At 42.2% G+C, this 25,088-nt stretch carries 20 protein-coding genes; 13 read left to right on the top strand and 7 right to left on the bottom strand.

From position 1 onward, the window contains the following. Positions 1-2: 2 nt before the first annotated feature. Positions 3-311, top strand: coding sequence for a helix-turn-helix domain-containing protein (locus M2135_RS06540; RefSeq protein ID WP_129733338.1), 309 nt, complete (start codon positions 3-5; stop codon positions 309-311). Positions 312-397: 86 nt separating this feature from the next. Here M2135_RS06540 and M2135_RS06535 read toward each other — a convergent pair whose 3' ends face one another. The 5 genes from M2135_RS06535 to mobC form a co-directional block, all read right to left on the bottom strand. Continuing rightward, positions 398-6,115, bottom strand: a complete 5,718-nt coding sequence (locus M2135_RS06535) for an N-6 DNA methylase (protein WP_129733337.1) — start codon at positions 6,113-6,115, stop codon at positions 398-400. Beyond that, positions 6,102-6,548, bottom strand: coding sequence for a DUF1896 family protein (locus tag M2135_RS06530; protein ID WP_129733336.1), 447 nt, complete (start codon positions 6,546-6,548; stop codon positions 6,102-6,104). Before M2135_RS06530 ends, M2135_RS06535 begins: the two co-directional genes overlap by 14 nt. Positions 6,549-7,034: 486 nt before the next feature. Then, positions 7,035-9,125 (bottom strand): type IA DNA topoisomerase, encoded by a 2,091-nt coding sequence (locus tag M2135_RS06525; protein WP_129733334.1) that lies wholly within the window; start codon positions 9,123-9,125, stop codon positions 7,035-7,037. Positions 9,126-9,153: 28 nt separating this feature from the next. Next, positions 9,154-10,638: a DUF3945 domain-containing protein gene (locus tag M2135_RS06520; protein ID WP_129733333.1), complete on the bottom strand. Its 1,485-nt coding sequence runs from the start codon at positions 10,636-10,638 to the stop codon at positions 9,154-9,156. A 182-nt stretch (positions 10,639-10,820) separates the two neighbouring features. Beyond that, positions 10,821-12,830, bottom strand: coding sequence for a conjugal transfer protein MobC (mobC, locus tag M2135_RS06515; protein WP_185154804.1), 2,010 nt, complete (start codon positions 12,828-12,830; stop codon positions 10,821-10,823). Between the two features lie 649 nt (positions 12,831-13,479). Here mobC and M2135_RS06510 point away from each other — a divergent pair. After that, entirely contained in the window at positions 13,480-14,175 is a 696-nt protein-coding gene (locus tag M2135_RS06510) for a cation diffusion facilitator family transporter (RefSeq protein ID WP_129733331.1), read from the top strand. A 136-nt stretch (positions 14,176-14,311) separates the two neighbouring features. On the opposite strand, the gene mobB is transcribed toward M2135_RS06510, so the two are convergent. Both mobB and mobA read right to left on the bottom strand, forming a co-directional pair. After that, positions 14,312-15,571 (bottom strand): conjugal transfer protein MobB, encoded by a 1,260-nt coding sequence (gene mobB, locus M2135_RS06505; RefSeq protein WP_129733330.1) that lies wholly within the window; start codon positions 15,569-15,571, stop codon positions 14,312-14,314. Next, positions 15,556-15,993: a conjugal transfer protein MobA gene (gene mobA / locus M2135_RS06500; RefSeq protein WP_129733329.1), complete on the bottom strand. Its 438-nt coding sequence runs from the start codon at positions 15,991-15,993 to the stop codon at positions 15,556-15,558. Before mobA ends, mobB begins: the two co-directional genes overlap by 16 nt. Positions 15,994-16,704: 711 nt before the next feature. On the opposite strand from mobA, the gene M2135_RS06495 reads away from it, so the two are divergent. From M2135_RS06495 to traK, 11 genes are all read left to right on the top strand, one after another. Then, positions 16,705-17,457 (top strand): ParA family protein, encoded by a 753-nt coding sequence (locus tag M2135_RS06495; RefSeq protein WP_129733328.1) that lies wholly within the window; start codon positions 16,705-16,707, stop codon positions 17,455-17,457. Between the two features lie 6 nt (positions 17,458-17,463). Continuing rightward, the gene (locus tag M2135_RS06490; protein WP_129733327.1) at positions 17,464-17,925 is read left to right on the top strand and encodes a DUF3408 domain-containing protein; all 462 of its coding nucleotides are present in this window, start codon (positions 17,464-17,466) and stop codon (positions 17,923-17,925) included. Positions 17,926-17,943: 18 nt separating this feature from the next. Then, a complete protein-coding gene (locus M2135_RS06485; RefSeq protein WP_129733326.1) occupies positions 17,944-18,390 on the top strand; it encodes a DUF3408 domain-containing protein in 447 nt (148 codons plus the stop codon). 2 nt (positions 18,391-18,392) lie between these two features. Continuing rightward, positions 18,393-19,148, top strand: coding sequence for a hypothetical protein (locus M2135_RS06480; protein WP_129733325.1), 756 nt, complete (start codon positions 18,393-18,395; stop codon positions 19,146-19,148). Between the two features lie 163 nt (positions 19,149-19,311). After that, positions 19,312-19,614: a DUF4134 domain-containing protein gene (locus M2135_RS06475; protein ID WP_018075063.1), complete on the top strand. Its 303-nt coding sequence runs from the start codon at positions 19,312-19,314 to the stop codon at positions 19,612-19,614. Between the two features lie 23 nt (positions 19,615-19,637). Beyond that, complete coding sequence (locus M2135_RS06470; protein WP_129733324.1) at positions 19,638-19,970, top strand: DUF4133 domain-containing protein; 333 nt, start codon at positions 19,638-19,640, stop codon at positions 19,968-19,970. Further along, a complete protein-coding gene (locus M2135_RS06465) occupies positions 19,963-22,467 on the top strand; it encodes a TraG family conjugative transposon ATPase (RefSeq protein ID WP_163218418.1) in 2,505 nt (834 codons plus the stop codon). Before M2135_RS06470 ends, M2135_RS06465 begins: the two co-directional genes overlap by 8 nt. Before the next feature lie 5 nt (positions 22,468-22,472). Further along, positions 22,473-22,775 (top strand): DUF3876 domain-containing protein, encoded by a 303-nt coding sequence (locus M2135_RS06460; protein ID WP_129733322.1) that lies wholly within the window; start codon positions 22,473-22,475, stop codon positions 22,773-22,775. Positions 22,776-22,812: 37 nt separating this feature from the next. Then, a complete protein-coding gene (locus tag M2135_RS06455) occupies positions 22,813-23,433 on the top strand; it encodes a DUF4141 domain-containing protein (protein ID WP_129733321.1) in 621 nt (206 codons plus the stop codon). Between the two features lie 20 nt (positions 23,434-23,453). Further along, the gene (gene traJ / locus M2135_RS06450; RefSeq protein WP_129733320.1) at positions 23,454-24,440 is read left to right on the top strand and encodes a conjugative transposon protein TraJ; all 987 of its coding nucleotides are present in this window, start codon (positions 23,454-23,456) and stop codon (positions 24,438-24,440) included. Positions 24,441-24,461: 21 nt separating this feature from the next. Continuing rightward, on the top strand, positions 24,462-25,085 hold the full coding sequence (gene traK, locus M2135_RS06445; RefSeq protein ID WP_129733319.1) for a conjugative transposon protein TraK: 624 nt from the start codon (positions 24,462-24,464) through the stop codon (positions 25,083-25,085). Positions 25,086-25,088: the final 3 nt, after the last annotated feature.

Here is a 25,088-nt window from a genome sequence, read left to right as displayed (position 1 = left end):
CTATGTATATAGATAGAGAAAATTTTGAAGCATGGATGGAGCGTATCATGGATCGCTTCGACAAAATAGATAAAATACTTGATAAAATGAGTAAACGTAGGAATATGTTAGATGGAGAAATTTTGCTTGATAATCAGGATTTGTGCATGTTGCTTAATGTAAGTAAACGCACCCTGCAACGCTATCGTAGTACCGGAGAACTGCCTTTTCAGACAGTTTATCATAAGACATACTACAAAGAAAGTGATGTTCATATTTTCATCAGGGAAAACTTTAACAAGAAAAGGGGCAACAATAAGAAAAACCCGTGAGGGCATTACTATTTCCATATTTATAGTTTTTATGAATTTATATTCAAAAGCCCGTACCGTCGTGATGACAGGCACGGGCTTTATTTTTACAGTTTGAAATTTTTAGAAGAATCCTTTTTATCCACTTTCGGCGGACTACCACCCACCGATGCAATAACAAGCCTATCGCCCATTATTTCTTTAACTCCCTGCAAAGTATTTGGCAATGGTGCATCCCGAACAGTCGATGTTTCGGTCTTGCCTTGCGACTGGTTCTGATTGGTAGTAGAAACAGTCTTATCAGGTACAGTTTCCGCTTGTCCTTCAGTTTCACTGATTGGAGTAAGTGAGAGCTGAATTTCCCTATCCAACTTTATTAACTCGTCTTTCAGGGTTTTCAGTTCCGGTTCCTTACGCCAAGTACCTTCGACTACTTCTTTCAGTACAGGTATATCCTTTTGCAACTTCTCATTATCCGCTTGATACTTCTCCAAAAGTTTAGGCATGGTATCGAGTGCATTCAGGAAATTTTGTGCTGCGGTCTTCGGATCAGTAGCCATTACCCCGTGATTATAATTGTAGAGAATATTGCCCTCTCCCTTAATAAAGAAACGATTTTGTATAACATCGAAGCCATCTTTATTAGTGGTTTCAGATTTTACCATTAAATCAAAACCGTAAAGTGTACCAATTTTCTCATGCGCTCCATGTGTGCGGGCTTTGTCGGCTATTTCATTTAGCTTCAGCCCGACTTCTTTTGGGTTACTGCCCTGTAATCCGTCTAACTGAACAGGATTCAGGCGGGTAATACCGTCCGGCTGATGCTGAACACGGGTGTTAAACGCTTCAATATCTTTGGATATACGGCTAATAAACCCGTTGTTTTGCTCTACATTGGATATAATATCCTCCAATTTGTAACGTGATGATGACTTGCCACGCATGAATGCCTGTCGTTCGGATTCCAAAGAAGCGATTTTCTTTTCCAATCGTGCTTTCTCCAGTAATTCGGTATTGCCGGAAAGAATTGCCACATATTCAGAGAAGTTCATACCGCCTTTTTCGTCCATACTTCCCTCGTCGATAGTACGGCTACCCAGTGAATTATTTTTCAACTGGCGAATGAAAAGCTGCTTGTTGTGAAGTAAACCGAACTTGTACGCATCTAACGATTTTTCCACAGCATAGATAAGTACATCTACTTTATTATCCGCATATAGCTTCGCAATTTCATTGCCCTTGCGAATGCCCCGACCGTCCCGCTGTTCCAAGTCTGACGGTCGCCAAGGCGCATCTAAATGGTGGATTGCAACGCATCGTTTCTGGGCGTTTACTCCGGTTCCCAACATTTCGGTAGAGCCGAACAATACACGGATTTTACCCTCGTTCATATCCTTAATCATGGTTTTACGAGCCTTATCCGTTTTGGCTTCCTGAATAAAGCGTATTTCGTGAGCCGGGATTCCATAGTCATCCACCAGTTTACGCTTTATCTCGGAGCATGGGTTCCATTCTCCGGGTTTGTAAGTGCCTAAATCGGAGAAAACGAACTGGGTTGCTTTGTGGTCTTTGAATTTTGTGTAGTAGTCTGATACCATTTTAGCCACATGGGAAGCCTTGTTGTCCACATGGTCGCCATATTTAACTGGATCAATCAGTCGCATATCGAGGGACATCTTTCGCGCGTAATCGGTAGCGATAAGCATTTTTGCTTTTTCTTCGCTTTCCGATAATGGCGCACGTCCTAATATTTCACCTTTACCTGTTTTGGCGAACTCTACCAACTTTTGTATAAACTCCTGTTGGTCGGGTGTTGGTGGAATATTATGCAGAATTTCATTCTTTACAGGGCGGTCGATACCAATATCCTCCGCAGAACGATAGTCTGTTATTTCGGCATAAAAAGCTGCCAATTCGGGTACTTTGATAAAATACCGAAAGCGTTCTTTTTGCACAATTTCATTCGTTACCGAAAATTCGTAGTCTATCGACTTTTTGGCGAAGATTGCCGCCCACGCATCGAATGTATTAATACCCTGTCGTTCCAGTTCGTTCGGCCGGAGATACTTGAAAAGCAAGTATAACTCTGTCAAACTGTTGGAAATGGTTGTGCCTGAAAGAAAAGTGGCTCCCAAATCTTTTCCCGTCCTGTCCTGAATGGTACGCAGGGCAAAAAGCATATTCAAGGCACGTTGTGAGCCTTCGGCATTACCCAGACCTGCAACCCTGTCGTGTCGGGTTGTAAAGGTCAGGTTCTTGAATCGGTGGCTCTCATCAACATACAAGTGGTCGATACCCATAAGACGGAAATCTACGGTGTCATCCTTGCGGTTCTCAATCTGGTAGGTTATATTTTCCAATTTGGCTTCAAGGTTTAATTGTCTTTTAACTAAACCTTTTTCCATAGCACGGGAAATCTCCTTTCCTTGTGCCCGTAACACTTCCAGATTTTCTTCTACGCTATCGAGTTCCGCCTGTAATATCCGTTGCTGAATTTCGGGTGACTGGGGTATCATACCAAACTGTTCGTGTGTTAAAATGATTGCATCCCAGTTGTTATTCTTCATTTCGTTGAAAATCTTCGCCCGTTTAGCAGGGGTGAAATCTTCTTTACCCGGATACAACACTTTTGCATTGGGGTAAGCCGTACAGAAAGTTTGGGCTATTTCATGAACATTGGCTTTGAGCGCCATAATGAGCGGTTTATTTACCAATCCCAAACGTTTTTTCTCGTAGGCGCTTACACACATTATCAGGGTTTTACCGCCCCCGACTTCGTGGTCGATAATACCCCCGCCATTGAGTTTATCCATCCAAATTGCATCCTTTTGGCTATTGTATAGGTCGGGAATACCCAAGCCTTTCAGATCCAGTCCCGGAAACTCTTGGTGGCTTCCGTCATACTCCGGACGGACGAAACAATTAAATGTACGGTTGTATTTATCTGCCAGTCGGTCTTTGAACTCCGGTGATTGTTCGTTAAGCCATTCAACGAAACCGTTCCGTATCTCGTCAATCTTGGAATTGGCGAGTTGAATAGATTCGGAATCACGTACCTTGACCTCTTTTATTTCCCCGTCAATCAACTTATTGACTTTCTTTGTTATATCAGGAGAGGTATTATGCAAGGCGTGTTTCATCAGGGCGATACCGTCGAAAGTCCGGCTTGTTGCCTTAACAGCGTACTGATCCCATATCTTGATATTTTTGCTGTCGGCTTTGAGCGTGTATTCATCACGGCTTTGAGCATAATGCACCGATACATTCGTATCAAACAAATGTGAAGCGTATTTGCTGTAAATGCCCGACGGTATCCACCGTTCTCCGAAATTAAAATCCAAATCTTCGAATGCTATCGGACGGGGTATTGCTTCTTTCAGAGCCTTTAATGATTCTTTTGCCGCTTCATTGTCGGGGTGGTTTTCTATATACCGCTCTACGTGTTCCGCTTTGGAGATAACATTACCACTTATGAACTTGTCTTTAATTTCATAAGAGCCTATCATTGGATTGAAAAATACCTGCCCTTTGAGTTCCTCCAGTATTTCATCCGAAGTCCCCCCTGTAAGCCCTGCCATATATTCAAGGTTTACCGTTGCATGTTTATTGAGCGAAGCGGTCAGGGCTTCCCGTGCATTATCGGCATGGGTAATCTCATTGGGATTAAAGGCAACCGGTTGTTGAAATATATCTGCTTTGACGGCTTTACCGTCGATATACCGTTCCAGAGAAAGAATTTCCGTTCCTCCGGCATCCATTTTTATAAGACTAAGATTTTTCGCATCGTTTATATTTCCGAAACGGCGGGTAAAATCATCATACAGTCGGTTAAGCATTTCCCTTAATGCAGGATTGGCTTCCAACCTTGTTGCTTCGTTGCTGTACAGGTGGTGATAAGTGTCCCGTATTTCAATATAAAGGGATGCTTTCGCCTGCTGTGTTCCGGTGAGCTGAAGCGGATGGAACATCGGCTGAAATCCATTCAAATCACGCAAATAACCGATACGATTATTTTCGTCGGTAACAAGTGAGCCATCACGGTAATGGGACGGTATATCTTCCAATAGGAAAGGAACAGGTTTCATGCGTTCCTGCTGTTCCCGTTCGGCTTCCTCTTTCAGCCGTTCCAACTGTTCTTCCCGACGGGCATCGAATACGGGATAGGCCTCGGCGCTTTCCTGTTGTAGCTTTTCCCGTTGCTGCGCTGCATTATGCGCCATTTCTTCCCGCCAGTCCATAAACGGCAGTTCCTTTGACTTGCTTGCCTGTAATTTGAATTTTCTACCTCTCTTTTTGGGTTTGTTTACCTGACTGCGTTCCTCTTGGGTAAAGCCGAAAAGGTCATAGAGCGTTATTAATGGTTCCTGCGTTACGGACTGGGGTTTCGCCTCCGTAGTCGGCGCTTTTTTAATGGCAGGATCATCCATATCGAAAAGAGTACCTCTAAAAGTATTTGGAGCAGCCGGTTGTCTTTCTTCTGTTTCATTCTGCTTTTTTTCTTTAATTCCAAAATCTTCGGGTTGTGGCGGACGTTCGGCATACAGTTTTCTGTCCATTTCAGAAGCGTAATCACTTAATTCCTGAATATCCTGTTCGGTTATCTGATTGCTGTTATCCAATTTTGCAGATTGAGATTGTTGTGTTACCGACTGTGCCGGGTTTTCCTGTGCATAGTTTTGGTAACGCTGCAAATCCAAATGTTTTGAAAAATCATCTTTCAGCATTTGCCGCAAATCTGTGGCTATTCCCTCAATACCGCCTTCATGGGTAAAAACAATAGCAGGTTTGCCGTATGGATCGGTGTCGATTTTGGAACGGGTTTGTACTACTCTGTTGAAATCACGGAACAGGTTATTAATAGATATGCCGTTAGATAATTTGCGGGATTCGATAAAATCCTGCTGTCGTTGGCTTGGAACTATATTTTTATTATTCCGTTGTAATACAATCAGGTCGCTGCCGACATCAGTTCCGGCATGGTCGGAAAAGAGGTTGTTCGGCAAACGGATAGCTGAAACAACATCGCAAGAGTTCATCAGGTATTCCCGTATCGGTTTGTTTTGTTCCGAATTGAGTACGCCCTGACTGGTAATAAAGGCGATTAACCCGCCTTCTCTGGCCGACATGACACTTTTTACAAAAAAGTAGTTGTGTATCGCCTGTGTCGATTGTTTGACGGCGGGTATTTCATGGTTGGACAGTAGCGGATCGAATACCGAAACATCTCCAAAAGGGATATTAGATGCAATCACATCAAAATGCTGTGAATAGCGTCCTTCCATTTTTTCGTAACCTTCAATCCGTACCTTATCATCAGGATAAAGGTGCGATAGAATTTTACCTGTTAGCAGGTCTTTTTCAAAACTGGTTACGTTAGCTTCAGGTGCAATATCTTTGAAAGAAGAAATAAACGCACCTGTTCCGGCACTGGGTTCTAAAAAGCGTGTCGGAGTTATACCGCTATCCTTTAGTGCATCCGCTAACACATCAATAACAGGCTTCGGCGTATAAAATGCCGTAAGGATAGAACTTTTCAGGGAACTGACATAGCGTTTGTAAACTTCCGGTGTGGGAGAACTTTCACGGAGTACCTCGTGGAGTTCTTGCACCAACGGGAAAAGCTCGACTTCGGATTTAGACCACCGCTCAATATCTTCGGGTTTGTCGGCAGGGTTAAGGATTGCCTTAATCCCTCCAAAGCCTGAATATTTTGCGAGTATTTCCCGTTCTTCGGGTGTTGCCTTTTTTTGTTCCTTGTCGAGCCTTAACGCTAACTTTATTGCGTCAATATTCTGACGCAAATGAGTTCGCTTATTGTAACTCATTTTCGAGCAGTATCAGGATCGTGCCGACAAGCTCTGTATAAAGCGACTGGTACTCTGTCGTTTCGGCATAATCATCACTAAGGTTGTATTTAGCAAATACCGCCTGACATTCGGGCATTAGTTCTTTTGCCTTTGCCTGGGCACCACCCGGAGAAACTTCGTCGAAAAACTCGTTCCAAAGTATTTCAACTACTATATTATAAGGTGAAAAGTGTAAGCCTTTGAATAAGGCTTCGTTTGCAATTTCGGCAGCTTGAATATGGTCTAAACCGCTTTTTACGGCTTCGCTGTACGCTTCGGCTGCCATATCCCCACGTCCGGCAATAAATGAAAGGTCATTTGCTTTGTCGGGGTGGGAATCACGTAAATAAGAAAGTAGATTGAGCCGGAAGTATGACATTTCCGCAGGCTCTAAATTTGAATTGTATTTCATAACTATGAATTTTTTAGTGGAAAACTATTGATACGGATAAGCAAAAGGCACCGGGGTATCCCTCCCCAGTGCCACCACTAAAAAATTCAATAGGATAGATTTAATAATTTCTCATTAAAACCTGTGCCATATGAACTTCTTAGTGGCAAAGATAGCTGTTTTATTCCAATTTATACAAGTCAGAACAGTACAGGACTGAGCGATTTACATTGTGAATAACATTGATGACCTTAATTTCCTTACCGATACACGTAGTTAGCGAATTAATATTATCAAGCATATTTAATTCGCAGTCATCAAGCGATTTCGCCCATTCTATAAAGAACTCTTCCAATGAAATAAATTCTCCGATTCTTGGAATAGTAGGATATGGAAAATCATGACTTTTACAATAATCAATAAAAGAATATAGCATTTTAGTCGGCTTATCCAGATTTGCATTTCTCGTCAATGCCTGTCCTAAATTTAATAACAAACTTATTTTCATTACTTTTTCCTCTTTTTGGAATTATCAAATTGGAATATCGTTTTATACTCTGCATCAAAAGCTACGGCAGCATCAAAAGGCTTATTTTCTTTACTCTTAAAGCCTTTGATAGTACCTGTCTTGCCTTTGGTAAGCAGGTCTTTCAGTTGTCCGTCCGTCAGGTCTTTTCCTGATTTATTCCGGAATACTGTCAGTCCGCAAGCCTCATTGTTACATTTTGCAACCTTTTGGAATATTACTACCTGACCGTTTTTACATTTCGGACATGGACAGCTCTCTCTTGTATTGCCGCCTTCGATTTTCTTCTCCAGTAATTCGGTGGTAATCTGTGCGGCATATACTTCGATACTTCTATGAAAGGTATCGGCATCCATTTCTCCCGTTGCTATTTTATTCAATGCGCTTTCCCATGCTCCGGTCATAGCTACGTCCGCTATTTTTTTATCACGGATAGCCAGATAGACTACCAATCCTTTATTGGTAGGAACAAGGGATTTTTTTTCACGCTGAATATATTCACGGGAGAAAAGCGTTTCGATAATAGCGGCACGGGTGGCAGGTGTTCCGATACCCGATTCTTTGAGCGCTTCCCGTTCCGTTTCGTCGGTAAGGTCTTTACCACAGGTTTCCATAGAAGATAATAAACTACTTTCCGTATGTAATGGGCGGGGCTTGGTTTGTTTCTCCAGTAAGTCCGTTCCGTTAATGGGAAGTACATCCCCATCGGACAGGGATGGAAGTGCCGGAGCATCGTCTTCGCCTTTTTCTTCATCAGGTGCGTTCAATACGGCACGCCAACCGGGAATAAGGATAATGCTACCTTTGACTGAAAAAGCAATGCCCGAAGCATCCAAAGAAACGCTTGTGTTTTCTTTGGTGCATTTGCCGGAAAAGGCTTCCAACATTCGGGCAGCAATCATATCGTATATGATACGTTGGTCGGCTGAAATATCTTTCGGCATATTTTCGGTGATAATCAGAGCATGGTGGTCTGTTACTTTCTTATCATTTACAGAACGCCTGTTCAGGCTTGCCCCTGACATTATTTTTGCATAGTTGCCGAATGGAGCGTAACCGGATAACTGACCTATAAGGGCGGGTATCTCGGCAAAAACATCATCGGAAATATAACGGCTGCCCGTTCTTGGATAGGAAATAAGTTTCGCTTCGTAAAGCGACTGGGCTACCGACAGGGTTTTATCTGCTGAAAAACTATGGCGGCTGTTCGCTTCTTTCTGCAAAGTAGTCAAATCGTAGAGCAATGGCGGTTCCTGATTGGCTTCTTTCTTTTCTACGCTTATCACGTTTACGGATTCGGCGGATCGGACACGGTTTAAGATGTCGTCTGCCTCCTGCTTTGTGTTGTACCGTTCTGTGGAAATAGCGGCGAACTGGGTTGCATCTTTTGCCGTATGCAATTTTACCTGAAAATAGGTTTGCGGTTTGAAATCTTTGTTTTCCAGATAACGGCTGCATATCATGGCGAGTGTAGGTGTTTGCACCCGTCCCAATGACCATACGCCGTGCCCGGCTGATATTGACAGGGCTTGTGAAGCGTTTATCCCGACAACCCAATCGGCTTGGCTCCGGGCTTTTGCCGAACGATACAGGTTGTCGTACTCTTTTCCCGGACGTAGGTTCTCCAATCCTTTGCGGATAGCCTGATCCGTGAGAGAGCTTATCCAAAGACGGTCGAAAGGGCGGGAACACTCCAGATAATTATATATATATCTGAAAATTAACTCCCCTTCACGTCCTGCATCGGTCGCAACCACTATACGCTCACATTTATTAAATAACTCTTTGATAACTTTAAGTTGTTTCATTGTGCCCGGATCAGGTTTGTATTCTTTACCGTCCTTTACCTGACGAGGCAATAACTTAAATTCGGCAGGAAGTATCGGTAGGTTTTCAGCCTGAAATCCTGTAATACCATAGTCCTGCGGCATTGCCAGTCCTATGAGGTGGCCAAATGCCCACGTTACACAATATCCGTTCCCTTCTAAATAACCGTCCTTGCGGTTATCCGCACCAACGATAGCCGCTATATCACGGGCTACGCTTGGCTTTTCTGCAATTATTACTTTCATTTACTATTGGATTTTTTAGTGGTTGGTATTACATTTTATGTCCTGTGGACTTTTTCACAGGTTTCCTAATCTGCTTCTGCTCTTGCTGCTTTTCGGTCGGGTTTTGCTGACCTTGTTTCAGGGGTTCATTTGAATGTTTGGTTGCTTCATTGGTTTTACCCTGTGAATTGACTGCTACCTGTGTCTTATTGCCTTCGGCAACTTTCACATCCGCACCTTGCTTTTTGGCTCTGTCCGGGTTCCACTTAAAGAAATCCAGTTTGCCTTTTTCCTGATTGACCTTTACATAGGCATTGAAAGGCTCGCCCTTTCCGTCTTTCATCATACCCTGAACATAGACGGCTTTTCCTTCCCGGAGAGAACTTTGTTGTTTATCGTCCAAATCAACGCCTAAAAGTTTTTTAGGAATACGGACTTGGTTCTGCTGTTCTCCGTTCTGGCTTTGTTCCTGTCTATTGTTCTGCTGATACTTATTGCGGTCTAATCCGTCATAATTGAAATCGTAACCGCCTTTGGCTGCATTAAACTGAACATAAGCATCGAATTTTTTAGGATTATCGGTACCTATTGTCTTTTTGGAGGTCATACCCTCTACGAGTACCTTTTTCCCTTCTTTTAATGCCTGTTGTTGTTCAGGAGATAACTCAACACCTTTCAGGTTTTGAGATACTGTGAGCTTATCAAGGGGTACGGCTTCCAAACGGTTAGTCTGCTTGTCGATAGAAATAAGCGACGGTACTTTTTCGCCCGGTCTTGGCTCCAGTTCTACCACCCTACCACTGTTACCCGTTGCTAACAGGTTTTCTTTTACGTCATTGGGGAGCATAATGCCCTGAAACGGTTTTTCCAAATCAACCTGCTGTTGGTATGGATGCGGGGTAAATTTCAGGCTGCCATCCGGCTGTTCCTCCAGTGAAAGACGGGCTTTCATGGGATATTCTACTCCCTCTATTTTGGGGTTGATATCTACAAGGTGCGGAGATTTATACCCGTAACTCATGGCTTTGAGTTCGCCCTCCAGATTTTCGGGCTTGATACCGTATTTCTGATATTCACTTTCAGGGATACGGCTTGTGTCGAATTGCTTAAATTCGGTCTTCTGTTCGGTTGCTGGTGTTGCTTCCATTTTTTCTTCTTTTTTTTCGGTTTGAACTTGCTTTTCACTCTCTTTGGTGGATTGTTCCTGCTGATTCATATAATCTTTCGGATTGATACGATACTTCTCCAAATCTTCATCACTTAGTTTTAATACTTTATCAAGCATATCGACGGTAACCGCATAGAATCCTGTATGCGACGGGTTTTTAGCTTGATTAAAGAAGTTTTTGAAAAAGTTTTCAAGGGGATCGGCGTGTTTGTCAATTTTGATAAAATCGGTTTGCTTCGCCTTCATGGGATCAATGGCATCAATTTTACCTTTTTTGTCGATGCCTTTCACGACTTTGAGTTTGTTGCCTTCTCCTTCATCTCGCATCAGGAGAACTTTGTCTTTCGGATTTAATTTTTCATCCATAATAAAAACTGTTTTTGTTCTGCATCACTATTAATGCAGAATAAAAGTAGCGGTAATCAAGAGGTTAGCTGTTGATTTTTCGGCAGGTGGTCGCTTGTGGCTTCGATTTGGCAGTGAGTGGCGTTATAGGAAAAACAAAGAGCCGGAAATCCGGCTCTCCTACATTATATATATATGTATATTTATTCTTGTTGCTGTAATAAATGAGCCAATGAAGGATCATCCTTAATGCGTTGTAGTTCTTCTGCAACAATTTGTTTGGTTTCCTCTTTGATACGGTTATAGTTGAGCTGTATCTGCTCTTTCATCTTATCTACTCCGTTTTCGTCTTTAAAGTCGGTAATAATAGGAATAGATTGATAAGCCTTAGTTTCGGCAGCTACCTTTGCATTATCTACAACTATTTCACAATGGAAAATTTTCTGCTCGATACGTTCATCAAAGTTGTCGGCAATCGCTCCGACAAACATCCCTTGTGTCAAGTTACTGATTTTGGACGGTGGTATCAAGCTATCCATCTGGGTACTTATAGAGGTCGATTTATCATTGCGGTTAATAGTCATAGACTGGCGTTTCTGTAAGACTTTACCAAATCTATCGGATAATGTTTTTGCAGTTTCTCCCACAACCTGACCGCTAAAAACATTTCCTACGGTGTTCATCACAACTTTTGCTTCCTTATCCCCGTAGTCCCTTATTAGCTGCGAAAAATCCTGAAAGCCCAAAAGCACAGCAACCTTATTACTACGGGCTGTTGCGATCAAATTGTCAAGACCTTTGAAATAAATTGTCGGTAATTCGTCGATTACGACCGAACTCTTTAATTGCCCTTTTTTGTTTATCAATTTAACTATTCTGGAATTGTAAAGTCCCAAAGCTGCGCCGTATATATTTTGCCTATCGGGGTTATTGCCTACGACTAATACCTTCGGATCATCAGGGTTGTTTATATCAAGCGTGAACTCATCACCGCTCATTACCCAGTATAATTGCGGGCTAATCATTCTTGAAAGCGGTATTTTAGCACTTGCTATCTGTCCCTGCAACTGTTCCATTGCGCCCCCAAGCCACGCGTCCATAAAGGGACTTAGGTAGTTTTCCAGTTCGGGATAACTTGTCAAAATAGGGAAAATATCTTCATACCTTTTATTCAGGAACTCTATCGCATGAGGGAATGTGCAATATTTTCCGTCTTTATAAATTCGGAGATACCATATAATAGCAGCAAACAGAATTATCGGAGATTCCACAAAGAAGTCGCCTTGTTTTTGCACCCATGTTTTATTAAGGTTAAGCATAATTGTATAACTCGATTCGTAAGCATCGCTAATATCTTCCATGAAAGAAGGGTTGATTGGATTACATCGGTGTGAACGGCTCGGATCGTCGAAGTTTATCACGTAAAACGTGGGGACTTTTTTGTAGCCTAATTGATTGTTCAGTAAATGATTATAAGCGATTGTAGAAAGGTCAGGAAACTTAAAATCATACACGTACATTGAAAATCCTTTCTCAATTTGTTGCTTAATGTATTGATTAACAACAGCGTATGACTTCCCACTGCCCGGAGTTCCTAACACAATACTTGCACGAAAAGGATTTACAACGTTTATCCAACCCCGCCATTCTTTTTTCTTATACCAGAATTTCGTAGGCAGGTTCACGGAATATTCACTCTGTAATAGCCGTGTTTCCTGCATAAAACTCTCGTTCTCCGTGTTGAATACGTCGTCGAACATATTGTTTTTGAGTAAACGGCTCATCCATAATCCACCGACCAAAAGGAACAGATAACCTGCTGCCATTGTCAGGATGTAAAAACCTGTTGTAGCCGATGCAGGTAATGGCAATTCAAGTATCCACCAATTCATAAAGAACAGGATAAAACCTATTGTCAGAAAAACATAGATTTTCGGCCAAGTGATTTTTTCCTCTTTAACTCCCTTAGTTCCCAGACACGAAAGGGCAAGGAAAACAACGGCAAATAATTTGGTATAAAGAATACTACCGAATAGTCCGGCAGTCCGGTCAAAGTTCAGTAGTATCTTATCAACTACCGAAATATTGATTCCCCATTCACGCAAAGCGTAATAGCAAAACCAATAAATGTTTATCACTACAAAAATAATACTGATTGCCCTCATGAACTCCATCACTTTGGCAAGTCCTCTTAAATCATCTTCTTGTTGCATAATCTTTAAAAATTAAAAGTTTGAGAAGCGAAATTAGAGAGGTTGTTCTTGTAAATGATTGATTTTCTGTCATGTGGTCGCTTGTGGCTTCGATTTGGCAGCGAGTGGCGCTAAAATGGAATAAGAGGTACCTTATAAGTAAATACCTTAAAATAGTGATTTACTATTTTAAGGAATATTGCTAAATTTGAGGCGTGAAATTTTTGACCATCATAGTCGTTACTTTACTGTCCCTGCAAATAGGATTCACTAATACTGTTTTGCAGGAAATATATCGCTTGCCTTTTTTAATCCAACATTATTGCGAACACACTGAAGAAACATCCATTGACTTAAAAGATTTTTTTAAACTGCATTATTCCGAAAATGAGCATAAAACGAAAAAAAAGGCAAATCACAATCACGCATCTTTGCCTTTTCATAACTCACTTAATACAGTACATATTAATCCTTTTATATTTGCGGAACATTCTTTCGACAATCCTGAAAAACCATTTGCCATAAAATCCGATATTAAAATACCGGATCACACATATTATATTCCTCAAAATCTTATTAACTCAATCTGGCATCCACCCAAGAATAATATTTTATAAATAACTTCTTAGCTAAATAATAAGACGATTATCCAAATAAAATATTAATCATCATGGGAGATAAACATAATCATGCGGAGAATAATCATCCGCATACTAAAAATCATACACATACCAACGAACAGAAAACCAAATGGGTTGTTTTGCTGACAGCCGCAACAATGGTAGTAGAAATTAGCTTCGGGTACTGGACTAACTCAATGGCATTATTAGCTGACGGCTGGCACATGGCTTCCCATGTACTTGCTTTAGGTCTGACATGGGTTGCTTACTATGCAGCCCGTAAGTATTCACAAACAGAAAATCACTCATTCAATAAAGGGAAACTATTGGCTTTATCCGGCTATACGAGTGCCGTAGCATTGCTGATTGTAGCTGTATTGATGGCAGTTGAATCCGTACAAAGGTTAATGAATCCAGTAGATATATTTTTCAAGGAAGCTATTATCGTTGCCATTGTTGGATTGATTGTAAATGCTCTAAGTGCAGTATTCCTGCATCACGATCATGAGCATCGTGACCATAATATCCACTCGGCATACCTACATGTATTGGCTGACGGATTAACAAGTATAACCGCTATTATTGCCCTAACTATCGGAATGTTTTGGCAGATATATTGGTTAGATTGTTTGAGTGGTATAATAAGCTCGGTAGTAATAACAAAATGGGCTATTGATCTGATGAAAGGTTCGGGTAAAGATTTAATTGACTATAAAAAAAAGCAACACACGGCAGATCCAGAATAAATATAGTTAATTACAGACAATAACTTTGTTGATTCAACATCCTAATGGGCAAGTTATTAATTATAAAAGACGAAATCAATAACCTGATTCCGTCTTTTATCGTATAGGTGAAATGACAAACAAAACCTATATTTTATTACATCTGCCTGCCATACCTGCGCTTCTTTTTTTTCTTACGACGTGGTAATGGCATTTCTTCTTTAGGATGGTTCTCCGGCTCCGGATTAAGAATTGAGAAAAGCCCACCGGTTACACTATCCGAAGTGTAACTGTTATCATGGTGCGTGCCTGGCTGAATATTATTGTAAACATCAGAAAGGCGTGTGTCTTTGACTGGCTCTTGTGCTTGTTCCTGTTTTCCACCGTACAGGTCATTGAAAACATTAGCGGAATACTCTTTACCCAATCGGGAACCGTTCAGTATGGTGCGGGTAGTATGGTCTATGAATGTAGCGCCATATATCCGTCCTTCATCATTCCGCCTAAACAGAACATCAATACCCTGCTGCCTTAGCTTCGCTCGGAACTCGCTCTCACTTTGGCTGCCCTGCTTGGCTTCCGATACCGCTTTTAATGTATGTGTCTTCAGGTTTTTAGTTTTGATGCGTTCGGCAGATTTCTCCATACGCTTTTCCAGTCCATCGTAACCGACTGACTTCCCGAATATGGAAGACTTTAGCGGATTGCCGACCTTGTTGCCCTCACTATCCAAAGCGGAATAAAGCAATCCCCGATAAGGCTTTCCTTTTGCCTCGCCTTTCAGTTCCTCAACATTTATATTATATAAGGAAAGGACGGCTTTATATTCTCCCATGCTTTGAAAGTGATACATAGAAGCCAGCGGTTTGATAACGGATGCAATCTGCTTTTTAAGGTTTCCCTTTGAAAAATCGACAGGGGTTAGTTCCCATTGTTCACCCTGCTTTTGTCCTTCTGCCGGATGCAAGTTATATTCCCGTTCCAAATCTTCTGTTATAGCCTTACTTCGTTCATGTTCTTTTCCATCATAAACCTTTTTTCCGTCGCTTTTTACCCGAAGCGATACAATGTGCATATGCTCCCGCTCAATGTCCTCATGCTTGAATATCAGATAAGGTTGATCGCCATACCCCAATCGTTTCATGTATTCCCTTCCGATATCTACCAGTTGGTCATCTGTCAAAACATCATCCTCATGTGGATTCAGGGATACATGGAAAACGTGTTGTTCGGTACGGAAGTGCGACGGGATAAACTGCATGAAGTCCTCAATACAATCAATAACGTTGAAGTGTCCATCGGCAGGTTCAAACACAAGATTCGCACCTAATATCTTTCCCAGACCTTTATCAACCTTTTCCTGATTGTACGTCAATGCACCGTACAGGTTACTACCGATGTTTATTTTTGCAACCATTGTTCCTTAAATTCTTCCGATAATTCCAGAATTTTTTTCCCCGTTTCTGCCAGTTCTACCGTTGCCTTTTCCAATTTATAGAGCAAAGCAAGTGCTTTCTTTTCTGAAAAATTGGTATGCAATTCCTTTACAACCTGATTGTAATTCGTCCCAACGGAACGGAATTGTGCGTAAAAAGATGTGAGTTTAGTAACGTATTCCATAGCGGAACGGTCGATTTTTACCACTCGAAACTCGTCCCCGAAAACACGGGCAGCGATAAAACGAGCCTTCGATTGTAGCCCTGATTGCTCAAACATGGTGAGGAACCGGGCATGTTCTACTGCGGTGAAGTTTACCGAATAACGGTAATTCGCCGGATCATTCTTGGGGTTTCTACCCCCTTTTCCCCTTTTGGGGAGATTCTTTGCTTTTTCATTCATACGTCGGATTTTTTAGTGGTATAATCCGTCGTTAGGCACCCTTGCCGCCTTAACAATCATCGCCCGAATGATTCATTATAAGCAACCGACTTCGGAGGTTGCGCCCCCCCGGAGGGGCAAGCGTTTTTTGCAGCAGAACTTGTTTCGTGCAGCAAAAAACACAGCTTGCTATTTGCCATGACGCAAATAAAATCTGTCCTGAACAGGGACAGATATGAATGCGAGTAAACGAGCGAAAATGGCGGTCGGATATCTCCCGACATTTCATGCAGCAAAGTTATAGGCTAAAGTAACGTGCTGTATTCCAAGCAGCGAAGCCACTCGCTGCCAAATCGACGCCACTCACTGCCACCTCGTGAAAAAGTGATGATTCTGCTAATAAATAGGTTTTTATTTGCAGAGAAAATGACTGTATGAACAGACAGCCGGATAGCTAAATGAATAGCTGTACGGATATAAAAACATACAGTCGGCTATATGGAGATACAGCCGGATTAATAGCTAAACAAATGGCTGAACAAACAAATGACTGGCTAAACGGCTAAACGTTCCAACGGCTAAACAGACGGACAGACAAACAGCCAAATGGCTAAACGGTCAAACGGACGGACAGATGAACGGATAACTAATCAAACGTATGGCTGAACAGACAGACGGTTGTTCAACCGGACAGAGATACAAACGATGTATAATAATTAAAAATTTCAGACAATGGAAAAGAAAACTTTGAACGTGGCTTTCAGTACCCAAAAGGGGGGAGCCGGAAAAACAACTCTTACGGTGTTGGTTGCTTCTTACTTGCACTATGTGAAAGGCTATAACGTAGCCGTGATTGATTGCGACTTTCCACAACACTCGATTGCGGAAATGCGTGAGCGTGATATAAAAATGTCGATGGATGATGACCATTACAAGCTCATGGCTTACGAACAGTTTTCTGCATTGGGTAAAAAGGCTTATGAAGTTATCGAAAGCAGCCCAGAAAATGCTATGGAAGATGCACAGGAAGTTATTGAAGTATTGCAGCCTGACTTCGTATTTTTCGACCTGCCCGGAACAATCAACAATCCGGCAGTTGTACACACGCTTTCACTCATGGATTACATTATTGCTCCGATCAGTGCTGACAGGTTGGTACTGGAAAGCACCCTGCAATATGTGATTACGGTCAATGATGCCCTGATTACGCCCGGCAAAGCAAAAATCAAAGGGCTGTACCTGCTTTGGAATCTCGTTGATGGTCGGGAGAAAACCGAACTCTACGAAGTGTATGAAGATGTGATTGATAAACTGGGTTTCCCGCTTTTCAAAACATTCCTGCCCGACAGTAAGCGGTTCCGCCGGGAGCAGTCGGTAAACCACAAAGCCCTGTTCCGCTCTACACTGTTCCCTGCGGACAAAGCATTGGTAAGAGGCAGTAACCTCGATGCCCTGATAGATGAAATGTTGGAAACTTTAAAATAACCGATTATGGCGAAAAAGAAAGAAGAAGTAAACCTGAATGAGATTGATGCCAGTTTTGTCATATCCTCATTCAAGAATAAGGAACGCCGGAATAATCCGAGTTCCATACCCAGAGCATTAGTTCCTGAACACGAAAAGAAACAGGAACAGGAAGCGGAAAGCGTGGAACCTGAAAAAACGGAAGTTATTCAGGAAGAATCCCCCCGTGAGGAAACCAAACGGAAACGCAGTAAATCTCCTGATTACGAAAGCCTGTTTATTCAGGAAGTCGGCATTACGGCACGTACCGGAAAATCTGTTTACATACGCAAAGACCACCATGAAAAGATTATGAAGATCGTTCAGGTCATCGGTAAAAATCAGGTGTCTTTATTCAGCTATATAGATAATGTACTGTCCCAACATTTTGCTGCTTATCAGGATGAGATAACGGAATTGTACAATAAAAACAACGAAGGAATTTTCTAACAATAAAACAATCAAATTATGATAGTCAGTCCATTTTTAATAGATAGCGGAGATAAGGCAATAATAGGAATTGTCCTCTGGGGATTGGTGATACTGGCGGCAATTATTCTGCCGAAAGCTATTCGCTATAAGAAACGTATGCGGAAAGAATACGAAGAAAAAACGGCTCCTGAAATAGAAATGATAGTCGTTCCGGGTGATAAAACGAAACCCGAATCTTCCGGCTATAAGAAACAGTTTCTTGTCAATGCAGGTATCCCGACAAGAAACGGAAAATTAGTAAGTATCCGTAAGGAATACCATAACCGGATTTCAAAGATTGTAGGGGTTATAGGAAAAAATGAAGTAACCATATTCAGTTACATAGACAATGTCCTGAAGCATCATTTTGAAACCTTTCAGGATGAGATTTCAGAACAGTATAAGAAGAATAACAATGATGATTACCTAAACCCTAAAAAGTAAGGATGGAAAAGATATTTATAACCGTAGTTATCCTGTATGCCCTTTTTGTCGGAATTTATTTCTTGTGGGCAAGAGCAGGAAAAAGACGAAAAAAGAACATTATCGGTCAGGGTAGCTCCATTCATGAAGCAGGTCGTTTGAAGGAAAATATTGTCGGGAAAAGCACATTTGATTTAAGCGCATCGACGCCACTCGCTGCCAAATCGGAGCCACTCACTGCCACCTCGCTAAAATCTGAAAATCAGGCTGAAAATCCCGATATATTTGCTTCGCCTAACGAGGTAAAGCCATCAGCGGAAGTGCCGCCGGAGGAATTGGAAGAAGCGTTTTCCGACACTCCACCGGATGAAGAAAACGAGCCTATGGATATAGATTATCCGCTCGAATATGAAATGACGGACGAAAACGAAGATGCGCCGGAAGACGAAGAAGAAACGGAAGAAGTGGAAGGAACGGCACAAGCCGTACTCGCTTCAGGTATTCAGTTCGATGATCTGGGTAATGCAGTCCGCACTGTAAACCGGACGAATGAAGCAACGCCGGAGCAAAAACGAAAAGCGGGCGATACTTTACTGGAGATACGGCAGACTGATATGTTTGAACAGGTGGTTTCTGGTAAGCCCGATGCAAAGCGAATCGTTACCGACCTTATGGCTGAAAGCCTTTCGGCTTTTTATGAGCGGAAAGACAAGGAAGCCGGAACTGCCGGAAACGGCAAAAAGGCTCCCGACAATTTTAATATCAGAGATTTCGCATAGTGCGAAAAGTATTAATAATAATGTAAAACAAAGAAAGATGAAAGAAAGAGATTACGGATAGCTTTCGCGCTATCAACCACTAAAAAATTCAATAGTAACAAGATTTATCAACCCGGTATCGGGACTATCCACCCCGATACCATTTTTTAAACAATTTCTCATTATGACAAAGAAAAAATTTCTAATGTCGGCAGCTTTTATTCTGGCTGCTGTTTCAAGTGCATTCGCACAAGGTAACGGAATTGGCGGCATTACCGAGGCCACGAACATGGTAACGAGCTATTTCGATCCGGGGACAAAATTGATATACGCCATAGGTGCGGTCGTCGGTTTGATTGGGGGTGTAAAGGTGTACGGAAAATTCAGTTCCGGCGATCCCGATACATCGAAAACGGCCGCGTCGTGGTTCGGTGCCTGTATATTTCTTATAGTTGCCGCTACCATCCTGCGCTCCTTCTTCCTTTAATCAGCTTCATACAGATAAGAGTTATGGAGTTTAATATTAACAAAGGGATAGGCAAAAGCGTGGAGTTCAAAGGTTTAAAATCACAATACCTTTTCATATTTGCCGCAGGCTTGCTTGCCGTATTCATTGTCTTTGTCATTATGTATATGGCAGGCGTGGATCAGTGGGTGTGTATCGGCTTCGGTGTAATCGCTGCATCGGTATTGGTATGGATGACCTTTAACCTGAATACAAAATACGGGGAACATGGCTTAATGAAAGTCATGGCTGTAAAACAGCATCCCCGCTATTTGATAAACAGGAAAACTCCGCACCGCCTGTTCAAACGGAAAAGAAAGGAGGTAGGATATGCGTAATATAATGAAGGCATCTACCATTGAAAACAAGTTCCCGTTACTGGCTGTCGAACATGACTGCATCATTTCAAAGGATGCGGATATTACGGTCGCTTATTATGTGGAGCTGCCGGAATTGTTTACAGTAACCAATACGGAATATGAAGCGATACACTCGTCCTGGACGAAAGCAGTAAAAGTCCTTCCTGAATACAGTGTGGTGCATAAACAAGATTGGTTTGTGCGTGAAACCTACAAACCACAGACTGATAAGGATGATATGAGTTTCTTATCCCGCAGTTTTGAAAAGCACTTCAACGAACGTCCTTTCCTGAATCACTCATGTTTCCTGTTCCTGACTAAAACAACGAAAGAGCGAATGAGAATGCAAAGCAACTTCTCATCGCTTTGTCGTGGGAACATTATTCCTAAAGAAGTCAATAAGGATACGAGTGTGAAGTTTCTGGAAGCTGTCGGGCAATTTGAACGGATAATGAATGATAGCGGATTTATTACGCTTACCCGTATCAGTTCGGATGAGATTACAGGAACGGATGAAAAGGCAGGGCTTATTGAAAAGTATTTCGCCTTGTCGCTCGATGATACCACCTGCTTGCAGGATATGGAACTGGGTGCCGACGGACTTCGGGTAGGTAGTAAACATATTTGCCTGCATACGCTTTCGGATGCAGAAGATCTGCCCGGACGTATTGGAACGGATATGCGGTATGAAAAACTATCGACCGATAGAAGTGATTGCCGTTTGTCGTTCGCTTCTCCGGTAGGATTACTTCTCTCATGCGACCATATCTACAACCAGTATTTATTTATTGAGGATAGTGCGGAGAATCTTCGGAAGTTTGAAAAGAGTGCAAGGAATATGCAGTCGCTTTCAAAGTACAGTCGTGGAAATCAAATAAATAAGGAGTGGATCGACCAGTATCTAAACGAAGCGCATAGCTTCGGGCTGACTTCCATCAGGGCGCATTTCAACGTGATAGCGTGGAGTGATGATGTGGAAGAACTAAAACATATCCGCAATGACGTAGGTAGCCAGTTGGCTCTTATGGAATGTAAGCCCAGACACAATACTGTGGATGCCGCTACTTTGTACTGGGCAGGAATGCCGGGTAATAGTGGGGATTTTCCTGCGGAAGAAGCGTTCTATACATTTATCGAACCTGCCTTGTGCTTTTTCACGGAAGAAACAAACTACCGGAGTTCACCCAGTCCGTTCGGTATCAAAATGGCGGACAGGGTTTCAGGTAAGCCACTCCATGTGGATATTTCCGACTTGCCCATGAAAAAAGGAATTATTACAAATAGGAATAAATTCATTCTTGGGCCGTCGGGAAGTGGCAAATCTTTCTTTACAAATCACATGGTGCGCCAATACTACGAACAGGGTACGCATATCGTTTTGGTGGACACAGGAAACTCTTATCAGGGATTATGCAACCTAATCAACAAGCGCACAGGTGGTCAGGATGGAGTATATTTTACTTACACGGAACAAAATCCGATTGCTTTCAATCCTTTTTACACGGATGATAATGTTTTCGATATTGAAAAGCGTGAGAGTATAAAAACGCTGATCCTTACCCTGTGGAAAAGGGATAATGAGCCGCCTTCACGGGCGGAAGAAGTTGCCCTCTCCAATGCAGTCAGCCAGTATATAGAAAAGTTGAAAACCGATAAAAAACTGATACCGTCTTTCAACACATTCTATGAGTTTGTCCGTGATGACTACAAAAAGGTACTGGAAGAAAAGAAAGTACGTGAAAAGGACTTCGATATAGCGAATTTCCTGAATGTACTGGAGCCGTACTATCGCGGGGGTGAATACGACTTCCTGTTGAACTCGGATAAGCAACTGGATTTATTATCTAAACGCTTCATTGTCTTTGAGATAGATGCGATAAAAGACCATAAAATCCTATTTCCCGTCGTAACGATCATAATCATGGAAGTGTTCATCAACAAAATGCGCCGTTTGCAGGGCATCCGTAAGATGATATTGATTGAAGAAGCATGGAAGGCAATCGCTAAAGAGGGTATGGCAGAGTACATTAAGTATCTTTTTAAGACTGTGAGGAAATTCTTCGGAGAGGCGATTGTCGTTACACAGGAGGTCGATGATATTATCGCTTCTCCTATTGTGAAAGAGAGTATTATCAACAATAGCGACTGTAAAATTTTGCTCGACCAAAGAAAATACATGAACAAATTTGACAGTATTCAGGCGTTGTTGGGATTGACCGAAAAGGAAAAATCGCAGGTACTCTCTATCAATATGTCCAATGTACCCAGTCGTAAATACAAGGAAGTCTGGTTTGGGTTAGGAGGTGTACAAAGTGCCGTATATGCCACAGAAGTAAGTCTGGAAGAATATTACACCTATACAACCGAAGAATCGGAGAAAATGGAAGTGATGCAACTGGCTGAAAAACTGGATGGAAATATGGAACTGGCGATTAAGCAGATTGCTGAAAGCAAGCGACAGGAGTACGGAGGATAGATGCCATGAAAAGAAAAAACAGTAAGCCGTTTGCGGCACCGCAACTTCATACCCATTTCCCGATGAGAGAGATATGCGGGACATGGGAAAGCCTTTGCGGTTCCCCCGGACTTAAAATATTCCATGACGGTAGTCGGTTCCGGTTGAAGTTTATTTACAAACAAAACACGGCGTTTACCGTCCCTTTGTGCCAGAGCTGGGGGATTACCTTTTTCTATTTCTACGGTATGATTCGCATTGCCTACGATGATGAGCGGGATATGCTTCTGCTTACTACCGAAGGCGAATACAAAAGGGTGTACGATTAAGGTACACAAAATCAATAATCATTAAAAAATAAAAAGTATGAAACGAATATTTATGTGCCTGATAGTGGCACTTTCTATGTTCTCATTTCAGGCGAAAGCGCAGTGGGTTGTAACCGATCCGACCAATCTTGTGCAAAATATCACAAGTGCGATACAAGGTACATCCACGGCAGGTAATATGATAAAAAACCTGCAAGAAAGTATCAAAATCTACAATCAGGGAAAGGAATACTACGACGCTTTGAAGTCTGTCCACAATCTGATTAAAGATGCCCGTAAGGTACAAAAGACGATTTCAATGGTCAGCGAAATTACGGACATCTACGTGAACGGATTTAATAAAATGGTGGGTGATCCCAATTTTACCCCGAATGAACTGGCGGCAATCTCAACAGGCTATGCCAAACTACTGGAGGAAGGGGGAGCGTTGGTAACGGATTTGAAAAACGTAGTTACCGGAAGCAACGGGCTTTCCCTGTCCGATAAAGAACGGATGGATGCGATAGATGACATTTATACTAAGATGTTGGACTATCGTAACCTGACTAAGTATTATACCCAAAAGAGTATATCGGTTTCGTATATCCGTGCCAAAGAAAAAGGCGATACGGACAGGGTATTATCTCTTTACGGTAGTCCTGCCGAAAGATATTGGTAATCAAACAAATGTAGTCAGTTATGAATTTTGACAACTTACATCAGATTCTTGCGAATCTGTACCAAGACATGATACCTCTTTGCAGCAACATGATTGGGGTTGCAAAGGGGTTGGCAGGATTGGGCGCACTCTTTTATGTAGCATACAGGGTATGGCAGGCGTTAAGCCGTGCGGAGCCTATTGATGTGTTTCCGCTTCTCCGTCCTTTTGCGATAGGGCTTTGTATAATGTTTTTCCCTACACTGGTTTTGGGAACTATCAATGCGGTTATGAGTCCCATTGTTACAGGTACTCATAGCATTTTGGAATCGCAGACAATGGATATGAAAGCCTATCAGCAACAGAAAGATAATCTGGAGTACGAAGCCCGTGTCCGTGAGGGTAAAGCGTGGCTTGTCGATGATAAAGTGTACGATCAAAAAATGAAAGACCTCGGTATTACCGATACGCCTGAAATTATCAGTATGTGGGGAGAACGCCTTTGGTATGATATCAAGGCATGGTTCCGGCAGGTAATCAGGGATTTCTTTGAACTGCTGTTCAATGCTTCCGCATTGGTCATTGATACGATACGCACATTTTTCCTTGTCGTGTTAGCCATACTGGGGCCTATTGCGTTTGCCTTTTCCATTTATGACGGGTTTCAGGCAACGCTCACCCAGTGGCTTACACGCTATATAAGCGTATATCTGTGGCTTCCTATTTCTGACATTTTTTCTTCCGTACTGGCACGCATACAGACTTTGATGCTTGAACAGGATATAGCCTTGTTGCAAGATCCGAACTATATTCCCGACGGCTCGAATGGTGTGTATATCGTATTCTTGATTATCGGAATTATCGGATACTTCACTATCCCGACCGTAGCCGGATGGATTATTCAATCAGGTGGAGCGGGTGCATACGGAAGCGCAGTAAACAAAACAGCAAGTAAAGCAGGTGGAATTGCCGGAGGCGTTGCGGGATCAGTAGCCGGAAACGTTGGCGGTCGTTTGCTTGGTAAATAACCAATAAATGTAATTAAAAACATGGAGTTCAAAAGTTTAAAAAATATTGAAACAAGTTTCAAGCAAATAAGGATTATCGCCATTGTGTTTGTGGTGCTGTGTGCAGGAATTACCGGATATGCAGTCTGGAACTCATTCAGCTTTGCGGAAGCACAACGGCAGAAAATCTATGTATTGGATGAAGGAAAATCGCTTATGTTGGCTCTTTCACAGGACTTATCTCAAAACCGTCCTGTTGAAGCAAGGGAGCATATCAAGCGATTTCACGAACTGTTCTTTACCTTATCACCGGATAAAAGCGCCATTGAATCAAACATCAACAGGGCACTCTTTCTGGTGGACAAAAGTGCTTTCCGCTATTATCAGGATATGTCGGAAAAAGGTTACTACAACCGCATTGTGTCGGGTAATATCAATCAGATTATTCAGATTGATTCTGTGGCATGTAATCTCGATGTTTATCCCTATAAGGTAATGACCTACGCCCGGCAAATGATTATCAGGGCAAGTAATGTAACGGAGCGAAGCCTTGTTACACGCTGCGACCTGATAAACTCTGTCAGAAGCGACAATAATCCTCATGGGTTCACTATGGAACGCTTTGAGATAATAGAAAACAGGGATTTAAGAACAATAGACCGATAAGCC

Origin of the sequence: Parabacteroides sp. PF5-9, assembly GCF_029893105.1 — a bacterium.
Taxonomy (GTDB): domain Bacteria; phylum Bacteroidota; class Bacteroidia; order Bacteroidales; family Tannerellaceae; genus JARXWG01.
This window is presented reverse-complemented; position numbering and strand designations above follow the sequence as displayed.